This window comes from Microcoleus sp. AT9b-C3, from assembly GCF_036705485.1.
Lineage (GTDB): Bacteria > Cyanobacteriota > Cyanobacteriia > Cyanobacteriales > Microcoleaceae > Microcoleus.
The window spans coordinates 157,418-170,775 of the sequence record NZ_JAUBUR010000010.1 but is presented as its reverse complement, the minus strand read 5'-3'; the positions used below and the strand labels follow the sequence as shown (position 1 = coordinate 170,775).

General features: G+C 45.0%; 19 protein-coding genes. 7 read left to right on the top strand and 12 right to left on the bottom strand.

What is annotated here, in order from left to right:
* Positions 1-66 precede the first annotated feature (66 nt).
* The 5 genes from QUB77_RS12165 to QUB77_RS12145 all read left to right on the top strand — a co-directional run bounded on the left by QUB77_RS12165 (position 67) and on the right by QUB77_RS12145 (position 3,122).
* Positions 67-606 carry a Uma2 family endonuclease gene (locus tag QUB77_RS12165; protein ID WP_333170369.1) on the top strand — a complete coding sequence of 180 codons (540 nt, stop codon included), beginning with the start codon at positions 67-69 and terminating at the stop codon, positions 604-606.
* Between the two features lie 245 nt (positions 607-851).
* Positions 852-1,169, top strand: a complete 318-nt coding sequence (locus QUB77_RS12160) for a 2Fe-2S iron-sulfur cluster-binding protein (RefSeq protein ID WP_333037336.1) — start codon at positions 852-854, stop codon at positions 1,167-1,169.
* 57 nt (positions 1,170-1,226) lie between these two features.
* The gene (locus QUB77_RS12155) at positions 1,227-1,418 is read left to right on the top strand and encodes a hypothetical protein (RefSeq protein ID WP_333145037.1); all 192 of its coding nucleotides are present in this window, start codon (positions 1,227-1,229) and stop codon (positions 1,416-1,418) included.
* Positions 1,415-2,482 (top strand): DUF3326 domain-containing protein, encoded by a 1,068-nt coding sequence (locus tag QUB77_RS12150; RefSeq protein ID WP_333170370.1) that lies wholly within the window; start codon positions 1,415-1,417, stop codon positions 2,480-2,482. The genes QUB77_RS12155 and QUB77_RS12150 overlap by 4 nt, the downstream gene beginning before the upstream one ends.
* 46 nt (positions 2,483-2,528) lie before the next feature.
* Positions 2,529-3,122 carry a CPBP family intramembrane glutamic endopeptidase gene (locus QUB77_RS12145; RefSeq protein WP_333170371.1) on the top strand — a complete coding sequence of 198 codons (594 nt, stop codon included), beginning with the start codon at positions 2,529-2,531 and terminating at the stop codon, positions 3,120-3,122.
* Positions 3,123-3,341: 219 nt separating this feature from the next.
* Here QUB77_RS12145 and QUB77_RS12140 read toward each other — a convergent pair whose 3' ends face one another.
* The 9 genes from QUB77_RS12140 to radA form a co-directional block, all read right to left on the bottom strand.
* A complete protein-coding gene (locus QUB77_RS12140; protein ID WP_333170372.1) occupies positions 3,342-3,746 on the bottom strand; it encodes a TIGR02588 family protein in 405 nt (134 codons plus the stop codon).
* A complete protein-coding gene (locus QUB77_RS12135) occupies positions 3,743-4,597 on the bottom strand; it encodes a TIGR02587 family membrane protein (protein WP_333170373.1) in 855 nt (284 codons plus the stop codon). The genes QUB77_RS12140 and QUB77_RS12135 overlap by 4 nt, the downstream gene beginning before the upstream one ends.
* Before the next feature lie 106 nt (positions 4,598-4,703).
* On the bottom strand, positions 4,704-4,916 hold the full coding sequence (locus QUB77_RS12130; protein WP_333170374.1) for a type II toxin-antitoxin system HicA family toxin: 213 nt from the start codon (positions 4,914-4,916) through the stop codon (positions 4,704-4,706).
* A 47-nt stretch (positions 4,917-4,963) separates the two neighbouring features.
* On the bottom strand, positions 4,964-5,140 hold the full coding sequence (locus tag QUB77_RS12125; protein WP_333170375.1) for a hypothetical protein: 177 nt from the start codon (positions 5,138-5,140) through the stop codon (positions 4,964-4,966).
* 31 nt (positions 5,141-5,171) lie between these two features.
* Positions 5,172-5,558: a type II toxin-antitoxin system VapC family toxin gene (locus tag QUB77_RS12120; RefSeq protein ID WP_333170376.1), complete on the bottom strand. Its 387-nt coding sequence runs from the start codon at positions 5,556-5,558 to the stop codon at positions 5,172-5,174.
* Positions 5,555-5,791 carry a type II toxin-antitoxin system prevent-host-death family antitoxin gene (locus tag QUB77_RS12115; protein ID WP_333170377.1) on the bottom strand — a complete coding sequence of 79 codons (237 nt, stop codon included), beginning with the start codon at positions 5,789-5,791 and terminating at the stop codon, positions 5,555-5,557. Before QUB77_RS12115 ends, QUB77_RS12120 begins: the two co-directional genes overlap by 4 nt.
* A 75-nt stretch (positions 5,792-5,866) precedes the next feature.
* A complete protein-coding gene (locus QUB77_RS12110) occupies positions 5,867-6,196 on the bottom strand; it encodes a type II toxin-antitoxin system PemK/MazF family toxin (protein WP_333170378.1) in 330 nt (109 codons plus the stop codon).
* 3 nt (positions 6,197-6,199) lie between these two features.
* On the bottom strand, positions 6,200-6,433 hold the full coding sequence (locus tag QUB77_RS12105) for a hypothetical protein (RefSeq protein WP_333170379.1): 234 nt from the start codon (positions 6,431-6,433) through the stop codon (positions 6,200-6,202).
* Between the two features lie 52 nt (positions 6,434-6,485).
* On the bottom strand, positions 6,486-8,042 hold the full coding sequence (radA, locus tag QUB77_RS12100; protein WP_333170380.1) for a DNA repair protein RadA: 1,557 nt from the start codon (positions 8,040-8,042) through the stop codon (positions 6,486-6,488).
* A 164-nt stretch (positions 8,043-8,206) separates the two neighbouring features.
* Here radA and rpaB point away from each other — a divergent pair, with 164 nt between their 5' ends.
* Entirely contained in the window at positions 8,207-8,938 is a 732-nt protein-coding gene (gene rpaB / locus QUB77_RS12095) for a response regulator transcription factor RpaB (RefSeq protein WP_071587789.1), read from the top strand.
* A gap of 234 nt (positions 8,939-9,172) precedes the next feature.
* Positions 9,173-9,814 (top strand): cofactor assembly of complex C subunit B, encoded by a 642-nt coding sequence (locus QUB77_RS12090; protein WP_333170381.1) that lies wholly within the window; start codon positions 9,173-9,175, stop codon positions 9,812-9,814.
* Between the two features lie 923 nt (positions 9,815-10,737).
* On the opposite strand, the gene hpsJ-A is transcribed toward QUB77_RS12090, so the two are convergent.
* The 3 genes from hpsJ-A to crtA form a co-directional block, all read right to left on the bottom strand.
* Positions 10,738-11,415: an HpsJ-like protein, cyanoexosortase A-associated gene (hpsJ-A, locus tag QUB77_RS12085; protein ID WP_333170382.1), complete on the bottom strand. Its 678-nt coding sequence runs from the start codon at positions 11,413-11,415 to the stop codon at positions 10,738-10,740.
* 178 nt (positions 11,416-11,593) lie between these two features.
* The gene (locus QUB77_RS12080) at positions 11,594-12,262 is read right to left on the bottom strand and encodes a cyanoexosortase A system-associated protein (RefSeq protein ID WP_333170383.1); all 669 of its coding nucleotides are present in this window, start codon (positions 12,260-12,262) and stop codon (positions 11,594-11,596) included.
* Positions 12,262-13,113 (bottom strand): cyanoexosortase A, encoded by an 852-nt coding sequence (gene crtA / locus QUB77_RS12075; RefSeq protein ID WP_333170384.1) that lies wholly within the window; start codon positions 13,111-13,113, stop codon positions 12,262-12,264. The genes QUB77_RS12080 and crtA overlap by 1 nt, the downstream gene beginning before the upstream one ends.
* Between the last annotated feature and the right edge of the window lie 245 nt (positions 13,114-13,358).

Here is a 13,358-nt window from a genome sequence, read left to right as displayed (position 1 = left end):
TTTCGACGCATCGGCGCGTAAGTTCTGTATAATATGAGTGAATTCTGCAAAAGAAAGTAAATAGCTATGGTAATGGCTGCCGTTTTATCAGAAAATGTTTCTCTAGAAGACTTTATAGCCTGTCCCGCCGACGATATGGAATGGGTGGACGGGCAAATTGTGGAGAAAAATGGCATGACAGCAAAACACAGTCTAATTCAATCCAAACTAGATTATTCTTGGAGAAGTTACAAGATATCTAGCGGACAAGGTGGCGAAGTTTATACAGAAGTTCCTTGTCGCACAGACAGGCGAGTGCGTCGTCCTGATGTAGCTTATCTGACTCCTGAATTAGTCTCACAATATGGTGATGTTCCTACTTTGCCTCAAAGCCCGCCGTTAATTGCTGAAATAGTTTCTCCTACTGATATTGCGGAAGAGATTTTTCTTAAAGCACAAGAGTATTTAGATTCAGGTTGTCTGGAAGCTTGGATTGTTTTTCCAGAAAGTCGCTGGATATTGATAATGACTCAAACTCAAAAGTTAACTTTTAACCGGGGTTGTACAGTCAGCACTCAGCTAGTGTTGCCGGGTTTTAGTGTGGCGGTTGATGAGCTGTTGGCTTGAAGGCAAAAAATTAATTAGGTATAAGTGCTTTGTGGCACGGTTACGCCGTGAGGCTTGTAATAATTTGTGAAAAAGTCATTGACAAAATGCCGCTCGCTCGCCCCAGCCAATTAATAAAAAAAATTATCAATAAAAACAGCAGTTGTAAATTTGCACAAAAGCACAAACAGCGGTAAAATACTGATTGCTTTGTTTCCAAATCTAGCGTAAATTCCAATTGGGGAATTAAAACCAATAATTGAAATATGTCTAAGACTTACACTGTTGAATTGATCCACCAAGGCTCTACCTATACCGTAGAAGTACCCGAAGATAAACAAATTCTCCGCGCCGCCAACGCGGCCGGCATTGAGTTGCCGAGTTCATGCAATGCGGGGGTTTGTACTACCTGTGCTGGTAAAATTATTGAAGGGAAGGTCGATCAAGCTGATGGTATGGGCGTTAGTCCGGATCTTCAGGCAGAAGGTTATGTGTTGCTGTGCGTTGCTTATCCCCGATCGAACTTGAAGATAGAAACAGAAAAAGAAGACATTGTGTACGATCGCCAATTCGGTAAATCCTAGCACTAAGCTAAAATTGACCTAAGTACCGTTAGCGGTAAAACCACTATGGATCGCCCTATGACCACCCATTTCATTTCCGCAGAAGTTGACCTCCACGATACCGCCGAGCAACTGCACTCGGCTATTGAAATTGAACTGCAAAAGTACGGCGAACCCCTGCGGTGGGCAGTCACAGATGTGGATGTCGATCGGCAAAAGGCTGTGGTAGAAGGCTACGTGCTCGTGGAAGCATCCCCCGCAACACCGTGAACCCCCGCCCTTTGACAGTGGTTTTGATAGTCCCCACAGGCGTAGGAGCCTCGATTGGTGGGTTTGCAGGAGATGCGCTGCCGGTGGCTAGGGCGATCGCCCAAATTTCAGACACCCTGATCACTCACCCCAACGTCCTCAACGGCGCTCAACTTTATTGGCCCATACCTAACGCCCTCTACGTAGAAGGTTACGCCCTTGACAAATTTGCTGCCGGATGCTGGGGACTGCAACCGGTACATCAAAATCGCATCGGCTTAATCCTCGATTCCGCGATCGAACCAGACTTGCAGTTGCGCCACTTGCAAGCGGCTGATGCAGCGAGAGCTACATTGGGCTTGAATATAACTGATTGCGTTTTAACCGATCGCCCCCTGCAAGTAGAATTGCGTATTTCCGAATCAGGGGCATCCTGGGGGACGATCGGCAATCCAGACAGTTTATTGCGCGCAGCAGAAAAATTAATCAAACAAGCAAGAGTAGAGGCGATCGCAGTTGTGGCCAGATTTCCCGACGATGAAGGCAGCCTCGCCCTCGAAAACTACCGCCGCGGCAAAGGAGTTGACCCCCTCGCGGGCGCGGAAGCTGTCATCAGCCACCTCATCGTCAGGACGTTTAAAATCCCCTGCGCCCACGCCCCCGCGCTTTCCCCACTTCCCCTCGATCCGCACCTGTCCCCGCGATCGGCTGCTGAGGAAATCGGCTATACTTTCCTACCTTGCGTCCTTGCGGGCCTGGGCAAAGCTCCCCAATTGGTAGCGCCAGAAAGCCAGCAGCACAATCAATTATCAATTACCGCCGATCGAGTCGATGCGGTGGTAATACCCGCCACAGCCTGCGGCGGCAGTGCTATTCTGAGTTTGAGTAGGCGATCGTCCGTACAAATCATCGCTGTGGGGGACAACAAAACCCAGATGCAGGCGACTCCAGAAAAACTCGGAATCAAAGCTTTGCAGGTAAACTCATATTTAGAGGCGATCGGAGTTTTGGTCGCTTTGCGGGCCGGCATCAGTCCAGCTTCCTTGGGTGCAGACATCTCCTCCCTGCGTTGTTTGTCTGACTAAACTCAACAAATCTAAAATCTCAAACCTCAAATATAAAAGTGATTAAGTGGCAGAAAAACTTCCCCAAAATCCTGAAATTGAACCCTTGACGCGCACCCAAGTTTTAATAGCAATGGGCGTGACAGCAATTATGTTGCTGGCGGTAGCTAAATTGTGGTTGCTATTTGGATCGGTATCGCTTTTGCCAGTCAAATTGATAGGAATGGACTTGCTCAAAGGATTGGCGATCGGACTGGCAATTACAGGCTGCAGTGCGATCGTTTATCAACTCTGGCCGGGTTATCGCCGGAGTGCGGATGTTTACTTGGAAGTAGTGCTCAAACCTTTGTTTTGGCCGGATTTAATTTGGCTGGGACTGCTGCCGGGACTTAGCGAAGAATTGCTATTTCGAGGCGTGATGCTGTCTGCTTTAGGATTGAATGTTACCAGTTTAGTTTTATCGAGTTTTTGTTTCGGCATTCTGCACTTAGGAGGCATGGATCAGTGGCCTTATGCTGTTTGGGCAACGGCTGTCGGATTGCTGTTGGGTTACAGCGTTTTAGCTACTGGGAATTTGTTAGTGCCAATTACCGCTCATATCTGCACGAATTTGATTTCTAGCTGTGTTTGGAAGTGGGAAAACAATCTGGTGAAGCGGTAGGGCGATCGCAATTCCAAAGCGATTGAAATCGCGCCTGCTTTGAATATAGCAATAAATGCCAACGCGCAAGGGGGTTTTTAGATTGAACGAACCGCGAAGACGCTAAGGGCGCGTTCGGCGAAGCCGTTCCCGTTCCCCGCAGGGGTTCCCGAAGGGTAGGGTAGGAAGAGAAAGAGTTCACAGAGGTGAAAAGGTTTTAACCGCCGAGTTTGATATTTGTTAAGGTAGTTTATAACTGCTCGATCGCACAATCAACTCACCTTGACTGGGGTTACGGCTGAAAATAAAAGCTCCTTCTTGAGTTTCACCACTTGACAAAAAATCAATTTGTTGGTCGCCGGATTCTACCACTTCACCATTAACGCGCAATTCGGCAATAATTTGCACAGACTCTGCCGTTTCGCCGCCCGTGTTTGTCACTGCAAACGGTACGTAAAATTGCCCTTGATTTTCGCGAATAGGCGTGTTGCGAGTGACAGAAATAATCGGAGGTTCCTGCTTTTTAGTCACCCAGTTGTAGAGTACGAGGCCGGTGATGGTAAAAAGGATCGAGCAGGCGATCGCAAATGTCACCCATTCAGCAGGAGTTCTTTTTTCTTGGTGTTCGTTATTACTTTCACTCATACCGCCAACCTCCCCGCCGCGCCGCCAACAGCCGCCGGCAATCCCAATACTAACGTATAGCTCAACCAAATCGACCACGGGTCGTCAAAACTGAGTTTGTGGAAGAAAAACATCATAAATGCAGAAGCCGCCAGCGACACTAAATAGGCCATGACAGTTTCGCTGAGGGGACGCTGAAAAATTCCTTGCTGCTGCTGCCGTTTTGCTTGATAAGTAAAGCCGGCTACAAATACAATACCGTAGGAAATGAGCAGTGAAGCGGCGATAATTGCTAATTGCCAAGGTGGCGAAATACCTGCTGCTAGCATGGGAATTTCGTCTGTTGGGGCGATGTTGAAAGCAATGATCATCGCGCCAATTAAAGTAGCGCCAATATCTGCTAAAGTTGGGTTAATATTAGGTTCGCTGTCGCTGTCTGAACTTTGATAGCGATCGCCACTCAAAAAACCGTTCGCCAGGGCAACTCCCAAGGCAAAGGGGAGGCCTTCAAAGATGATTTTCCCCAGAGTTTCTTGCAGTGGAGTCTCCGGCGTAATTTCCCTGAGCAAAAACAGGATCAAAGCCGCGCAGACAATGCCGATGGCGATCGCTTCTACGGTATCGATTGCAGCATCTAGCCAGCGGATGTCTTTAGTTTTGCGAAAACCTTCAGTGCGAGTCAGCAAGAAAACGACGATAAAAGTAGTTGCGATCGCGATCGACATTTGCGCTGGTTTAGTAGAGGAACCTATCCACCAAACCTCCATCGTATAAAGCAGCGGAATCCCGAACAAAAAGCCGCCCGATGCACCTCGAATGATGTCGTTTAGTTCATTTGACCACTGGTTTTTACGTCTTTTTGATTTTTTCATGTTTGATTGAAAACGCACCTCAAAAAAGGCAATCTCTAATTTGACATATTTCAAGTGTTATCGTAGATAGCATCTGCACTCAACTTTGTGCATAAGCTATTAAAAATTACTCTCTAGAAATTCCCACCTGAGTACAAATTGCTCTCAGTCTCCCTGATTTTATTTGCTCGTGGTTAGGCATTACTAACGAAGTCTCCGTGCCATCCTGATTCTCTCGCACAATGAGAATATGTTCGCGTTCTCTAATAATCCGAAAACCCAACAACTCAAATGTTCTGATGACTCGTCTTTTAGAAGCATCGACAGGAAACTTTGACATTAAATAGCCACCTCTGCTTCTACTAAAACAGTCTAGATCGCAGGTGATTAGTTTTCCATTGTTTCTTTGCCAAATACTTCGATGTAGCAGCGAATAGCTGACTTGAGATCAGCTAACGCTTCTTCATAGGTGTCACCTTCACCAACTACGGCACCTTTGATACCAAGGGGATAGGCTACATAACCATCGGAATGTTTTTCAATGATGATTCTAAATTGTTTCATCTTCGCCTCTTTATTTTTATACTAACTTAATTCACCACACCCGCGCGATCGCATAAGCATCAAAAATAGCATCAACGCTCAAAACGGGTATCTGTTCTGCCATAGATTGGGCAATTATCAGCCTGTCAAATGGATCGCGGTGATGCAAAGGCAGTGAAGCCGCAACCTCAATGTGGTTGAGATTAATCTCCAGTAGCCCGATATTGCTAACACTGAGTTGCTGTCTGACAAACTCCATAAAAGGCAGACTAAAGTTTAGCCTGCCTATGCTGTGCTTAATGGCCATTTCCCAGATGCTAGCTATACTGACTAGCTTTTCGTTATTTTCATCCTCAATTAGCAGTTTGACATTGGCACTAAGTCTAGGGTTGTCTGTGACATACCAAATGAAAGTATGAGGGTCTAACAACAACCTCATTCCATGTACTCCTTAAACTCTTCTAGCGGTTCGTCAAAATCATCGGACATCCAAACCATTCCTTTCGCACTCCCAGCTTTGGATGGCCAGCGCTTCTTATTAACTGGCGGTATCCCTACCAATTTTACAACAGGCTGGTTATCCTGAGTAATCGAAACTTCTTCACCTCTCATCGCCGCTTCGATTAATTCCAGAAGTTTTTCTTTAGCCTCAAGAACGTCTACTTGATACATAATTAGTGCCTCCTTATACCATTTTAGATTGATTAATTGGGAATGACTAATGAAGCTTGCGATATTGTATTCTCCTCAAAGAAAAGACCAGATGTGTTTTACTCTATTTCGCACTTGCGCCAAATCATCAGGGGTTAATATTCCCAGTCTCCTTTCAACTAAACTTTTTTGTAACGTGTTCAGTTTATGCAAGCGAACCACTGAAGGTCGCTTTAATCCTGCTTGTTGCCATTCCTGAATTTCGACATCAAAGGTTGTACGAGGAATTTGACTGGTTATCTTGGCAACAATCATGTCTTCATCTCCTGTGTCCAATAGTACCAAACCAGGACGGCGTTTAGTTTCGGCTGCACCCGCGAAGAAGAATGCGACTATAACTAATTCTCCCGACTGATAATTAGTCATAGCTCAAACCTCATCGTAAATTGCATCTTCTTCGCTGCAATCAGCAAAGAATTGTTCGGCGGCAAGACGATGCCAATCTGTTTTTTCCTCAACTTCATCTGCTTCTGAGTTTGTTTGTTCATTCACCAGAATGATCACTCTTACATCTTGGTTGACTGCCAAGTATTTTAAAATGTCATCGCTCAAGTTGATTTTTCCTTCCGATGTAACTTTTGCGGGAAATTCGTAGGCTTTCATAATGTGAGTTTTAGATTTGTGTTTACCCAGTTATTGCTACCTTAACATAATCTCAATTAGACAAATCCTCTTCCTCCAAATCCACAGGCTGAAACTCTAAATCACCAGGCTGCAACTGAGCGGGAGTAGCCGGAATCGCCGCAATTATTGCATCGATTACCTTCGCCACCGGAATAATCTCCATCCCCAAATCTGGCACCGGTTGATTCTTAGGAATAATCGCCCTTTTGAAACCCAATTTCGCCGCCTCCCTCAGCCGCAACTCTAATTGCGAAACCGGCCGCACCTGTCCCCCCAAACCCACTTCCCCAAGCAAGACAGTGCGTGCATCGATTACCCGATCGCGAAAACTGGCCACAACGGCGATCGCAACTGCCAAATCCGCCGCCGGTTCATCCACCTTCAACCCGCCCACCGTCGCCAAAATCACATCTAATTTAGATAAAGGAATCCCCACCCTTTTCTCCAAAACAGCTAAAATTTGCTGCAATCTAGCATTGTCCACACCAGTAGTAGTGCGGCGCGGCGAACCAAAACTTGCAGGGCTGACTAACGCCTGAATTTCCACTAAAATCGGTCGAGTTCCTTCGCAAGTAACCGTCGTCGAAGTACCGGGCGAAAATTCATCTCTATTCCCTAAAAACAACTCAGACGGATTATCTACTTCTCGCAAACCGTTGGCTACCATTTCAAAAACACCCATTTCGTGAGTCGCCCCAAAACGGTTTTTCATCGCTCGCAAAAGCCGATGAGAAGCAAAGCGATCGCCCTCAAAATAAAGTACAGTATCTACCAAATGTTCCAAAACCCTCGGCCCGGCCAAAGCTCCATCTTTCGTAACATGACCGACAATAAATAAAGTAATATTTTCCCTTTTCGCCACCTGCATCAAAGCAGACGTACATTCCCGCACCTGAGCCACCGAACCCGGAGCCGATGTTAAACTAGCAAAATAAATAGTTTGGATACTGTCAATCACCGCCACATTCGGTTTCAGCGCTTCCAACTCCCGCAAAACAACTTCTAAATCCGTCTCTGGAAGCAAATAGAAATTCTCCGCTGAATTGTCCTCAAAATCTGTTTTAACTTCCCCGTTACTGCCAGATTTATGCCCGCCGTTGCTTGACAATTCAACCGGATTAGCCACGCCTAAACGCTGCGATCGCAACTTCACCTGCTGGCCGGACTCCTCCGCACTGACATACAGTATCCGATCCTTGCGGGCCAACATATTCGCCACCTGCAACAGCAGCGTCGATTTCCCGATTCCCGGTTCCCCCCCAATCAACACCAGCGAGCCCGGAACAATCCCGCCTCCCAAAACTCTATCGAGCTCCCCGTAACCAGAAGGCCAGCGAGACTGAGTTTGGTCAGCAATCTGCGATAATCTAAAAGATACCCTCGGTTGACCCTTCGACTTATCAGGGGGCGAACCGCCCACTGCCTTAGTTGTCACCCCAGTTAAACCAGCCCGCGGCACACCAGCAGTAGGTTGCTCTAACTGCTCGTCAAAAGAATCCCACTTCTGACAGCTAGGACACCTGCCAAAATATTGTGGTGAATCATACCCGCATTCCCGACAAATATATTGTATTCGAGGCTTAGGCATTGTTTACTATGATAAATAGTCACCCTAACATTTAGAAAAGTCTGAGTTAAAGCAATTATCAAGCTTTCAGACTGATCGCCGCCCATGATTCAATTTGTGTCTTCTATGATAGGGCACAAAAAATTAACATTATCTGAAATGTAACTTAAGGAGTGCTCGGTAACTTGGAAAACCATAAAGAAAAAATTCTGGTAGTCGATGACGAAGCCAGTATCCGCCGCATTCTGGAGACTCGCCTTTCCATGATTGGCTACGATGTCGTCACCGCTGCTGACGGCGAAGAAGCTCTCGAAACATTTCGCAACACCGAACCCGACTTAGTGGTTTTGGACGTGATGATGCCAAAGCTAGACGGTTACGGCGTCTGTCAGGAGTTGCGTAAAGAATCAGACGTGCCCATCATCATGCTAACTGCTTTGGGAGATGTAGCCGATCGCATCACCGGTTTAGAATTGGGCGCCGACGATTACGTCGTTAAACCTTTCTCTCCCAAAGAACTCGAAGCCCGCATCCGTTCGGTACTGCGCCGGGTTGACAAAAACGGCGCTTCGGGGATTCCCAGTTCAGGAGTCATCCACGTCACCAATATTAGGATTGACACTAACAAGCGCCAAGTTTACAAAGGCGACGAAAGAATTCGGCTCACGGGCATGGAATTTAGCCTGTTAGAACTGCTTGTCAGCCGTTCTGGAGAGCCTTTTTCGCGATCGGAAATTTTGCAGGAAGTCTGGGGATACACGCCAGAACGCCACGTAGACACCCGCGTAGTGGACGTTCATATCTCGCGGCTTAGGGCAAAGTTGGAAGACGACCCCAGCAATCCCGAATTAATTCTCACCGCCCGCGGCACCGGCTATCTCTTCCAGCGAATTGTCGAAATTGGAGAAGTCGGTTGAGAGTTGACAGTTGACAGTTGACAGTTGACAATTGGCAGTTGTTAAATTACCAACTACTAATTATAAAACTTAAGCATGGGTATCCAGAAACCGGGTTTTTCAACCAAAATACTTGGTTAAAACCCTCAATCTCGGTAAAAAACCCGGTTTCTTGGTCAGCGAGTACGTCAAAGCCTAAATGAGAACTATCAACTGTCAACTATCAACTGTCAACTGTCAATTATCAACTGACTCATGAGTAAATCTGACCCAAATAAAGTTTTGCGGCAATTGCCTTTAGTTGCAGGAGGGTTAGCAGGTACGCTGCTAATGGTAAACCGCTTGCTGACAGAGCAAATTACAGATTCTCAAGCTCGATCGGACGCTTTGGGAGTAATTATCAGCGCTTTGCTGATTTTAACAGGTTTGCTGTGGCAGCAGGTGCAAGCGCGATCGCCCGATTCCGTAAAACTTATCGGCGAAGAAGGTTTTGAATTTGCACCGGATTTGCCGGAGGCTGTGAAAATAGAATTAGCTTGGGCGTCGCGTTTGCTGTTGACAAATACCGCCACAAGGTCGATCGTAATTGTGTATCAGGGAAAAGTTTTATTGCGGCGTGGCATTTTAGGCATCAATCCCGAAGTTAAACCGGGGCCGATATTGCAGCGAGTGCTCGACAAAAATAAACCAGTTTATTTAGTAAATCTCAATATTTATCCTGGTAGAATAGAATTTGACTATTTGCCAGAAAATACTCAAGGAGTTATCTGTCAACCCATCGGCACTCAAGGCGTTTTAATCTTAGGTGCTAACGCGCCGCGCAGCTACACCAAACAAGATGAAAACTGGATTGAAGGGATTGCCGACAAACTAGAAAATACCATCAATCGATTTTAGATTTTAGATTTTAGATTTTAGATTGTGGATTTTAGATTGTGGATTTTAGGTGTTAGATTTTAGATTGTGGATTGTAGATGGGGGATTGTAGATTTTAGATTTTAGATTTTAGATTTTAGATTGTGGATTTTAGGTGTTAGATTTTAGATTGTGGATTGTAGATGGGGGATTGTAGATTTTAGATTTTAGATTGTGGATTTTAGGTGTTAGATTTTAGATTGGGGATTGTAGATTGGGGATTGTAGATTGTGGATTTTAGATTGGGGATTGTGGATTTTAGATTGTGGATTTTAGATTGTGGATTTTAGGTGTTAGATTTTAGATTGTGGATTGTAGATTGTGGATTTTAGATTGGGGATTGTGGATTTTAGATTGTGGATTTTAGATTGTGGATTTTAGGTGTTAGATTTTAGATTGTGGATTGTAGATTGGGGATTGTAGATTGGGAATTGTAGATTTTAGATTTTAGATTTTAGATTGTGGATTTTAGATTATGGATTTTAGGTGTTAGATTGTAGATTGTGGATTGTAGATTGGGGATTGTAGATTATCGATTTTAAATTTTAGATTTTAGATTTTAGATTGTGGATTGTGGATTTTAGATTGGGGATTGTAGATTGGGGATTGTAGATTGTGGATTTTAGATTGGGGATTACACAATGGCAGCCCTCTCAAGGTGCGATCGACCGATTTGCCTCATTCTAGGTGTTGGCTATCGGCAATAAACAAGATTTATTACCGATATCTTTTCAAAAGAAGAAGAGCGAGCGCTCCCCCAACGAAATTTCCAGAGTTTGAGAGTCTTCTTCACCACTCCTGAGCCGGCTGCGTGCACAAGGCGCATCTTAATCCTCAACAAGACTCTCCGGGTGCGCTAGGCGCACCTTACTAGCTCAAAACTCGCAACTCAAAACTCAAAACTACTACCGAGCCCAGTCAGTACCGCGCCACAGCGTAAAAAACAAAACACTAGAAATCAGCGCACCCAGCAGCCACTTAACAGCATTTTTAAATAACCCCACGCGCTGACTAGACTGAACCGCAGCACTTTGCGTCTGTAACCGTTCCTTAGCCGGAGTAATTCTCGAAAGAATTTGCTCTTTCAATTGCTGTGGGTTTTGCGTATCCGCTTGTACCCCCAAACGGGTAAGTTCCCCCGCTAAATTCCTTAAATCTTCAGGACTACCCTTCTTTAGCCGATCTTCCACCTGCTGCAACTGAGCTAATTGTTGGTTTGCTTGAGTAGTAATTTGCTGGTTGTTTTGGTTGTTCACATAGATAGTGCCAAAAATTCCCAAAGGCAGCATCAACAGAAAAACCAGACCTAGCAGCAGACAAACCCAAGACAAAACCTTCAAAAAAACGTCTTCCAAGCCTCTGCGATCGTACCCTTCTCCAAAAAATATCAGCGCCATTGCCAGTAAAGGAACTGGCACCCGTTCCACTACAGCCCCAATCGTCTGCAATTCCCAGAGGCGATTGCCAAAATTCGCTGGTATAAGAACTGCAATCGTATCTAATACAGACAGAATTAATAGACCGTAGCCAATCCAACGCAGTCTGTAGATAGAAAAACCTTGTTCGCCTTGTAAGTCATTCATAAAATAATCAGAGTTGTTGTTAAGAAAAATCTCTCTTGACCCCGCCCAAGAACGGATACAAGCCCCCGCCAACAGTCGTGGAGAGTCAAAAATTTTAGACTCTTGTTCAAGCTTCCAGATTCACCTGTGGAGTAAATCTAAAAGCTACAAGCTAAAAGCTAAAATCGACTGAATCGAGTTAAGGATCGGGGAATCGCGGCTGCCACCACTCATACCAAGAAACCCAAGCATTCTCTAGAATTTTTTTGGCATCTTCTGGAGTTGTTTTATCCAAAGGCACAGACATCTGAGCCCACAAACAGCGCCGGTCTTGAATATTTCCCCTACCCAACAACCAAAACAGAATACGGTTTGGCTGCCAATCGCGAGTATTTCGATTATATCTAAACTGTTGGGAAGTTACTGTAGCACTGCCATGAGGATTGATACATGAACTCAAATACAGTCGATTTTTCTGTTGCAAAATTCCGTGAAACCCCGCGCCTTGAGTGTTTACCAATGTTAGTTTACCAGGATTCGACTTGAGAATAGTATGTCCTTTCATCATACCTTCCACATCCCCAATGGTGTTTACTGCATAGCGCATCTCTATTTCTAGAGCCATGCTATTTTTTTGATATTCATATTTCCTGGCAGCTTGGAATCCTGAATTTTCCTTAATTTCCAGAAGCGCGCTCTTGTTTTGTTTCCAATCGGCTAGAGGCACCGACTCGGGAAACTCAAACGGGGTTGCCACCTTCTTGCCGTCCGATGGATAGAAAACCAATTTTCCGGCAACCAACAAAACCCCCCCCAAAGTAACAGCCAACAGAGAAAGCCTAAGTGGTTTCCAAGAGGTAATAGCCATTAGCAATTCTGTCCTTCCTTATTTTGGGGTTGGTCTTTCAAAATTGCAAACCAGCAGAATAACCCGAAAATAAATACAGCAATCATCGAAAATATTACCGAACCATTTCCTTCGTGCCAGTATTTAAATGCTTCGGGTTGAGATAGCGATACCAGCACGGCCAGCAGACCAACTCGCGCGGCATTAACTATAAATGCAGTAATTATGGCCACGAATGGCAATACAATTTTCTGACCCGTAGTGGTAGGAAACATCAGTAAGAAAACCAGAGCTAGTCCTAACAATTGTAGTATCGCATTCACCCCCGAACACCCGTGATACACTTCCACGCTGCCCTTTTCCAGTATTAGAAAAACCCCTTTTCGCACCACTTCAAATCCTAGATAGTGGAGGAGGAAAGCTGAAAATTTTGCTGTTAATAGGGCGACATCAACAAATACTCCGATCAATCCGGGAGGAATAGCTGTATAGCCCAGAATTAGAAGTTCCTGCCCATATTGTTTCAGTCCTTTTGTTCCCGAAGCCAGCAATGCGAGACTGATTCCCGACAAAAAAGGCGTTGCTCTAATAAAAAAATCGTATCCAGATATGGACGAACTTTTGAGCAATATTAAAGCAATTAACGATGAACCAAAGAAGCTGGCGAAAATTCCGCTTTCAAAAGTTAAGGATTCGTGCCTTTCCCAAATGAGAAATGCTACAACTCCCCAAAACAGTAACATTGTGCCGAACAGGTCTGTGTCGTTGGTTCGGGAAGTTAGAGTTAGGTGTAGGGCAATCAAACCGGAGGCGATGCCTAACAGCCAGTATTTAGGTTCTTGGACGTGCTTGAGCCAGTTTATTTCGGTCATTGCTGCTTTTTGTTTTTCCTAAAAGCTTCTAAAATGCTTAATCTTGTAACTCTATTAAAATTATCAGCTACAAACACTTGAATTTATGCGTTTGGGATGATTTTTCACTAAATCTTCACAAAGATTGACAAGAGCAAATATGTGTGATATCACCTTTGCCTAATTAAATCTGAAGTTAGGTGCAAAGACCAAAGACAACAGGTTTTTCAATTCGGATCGATCGCACTCAACTAAAAATTTTCCTC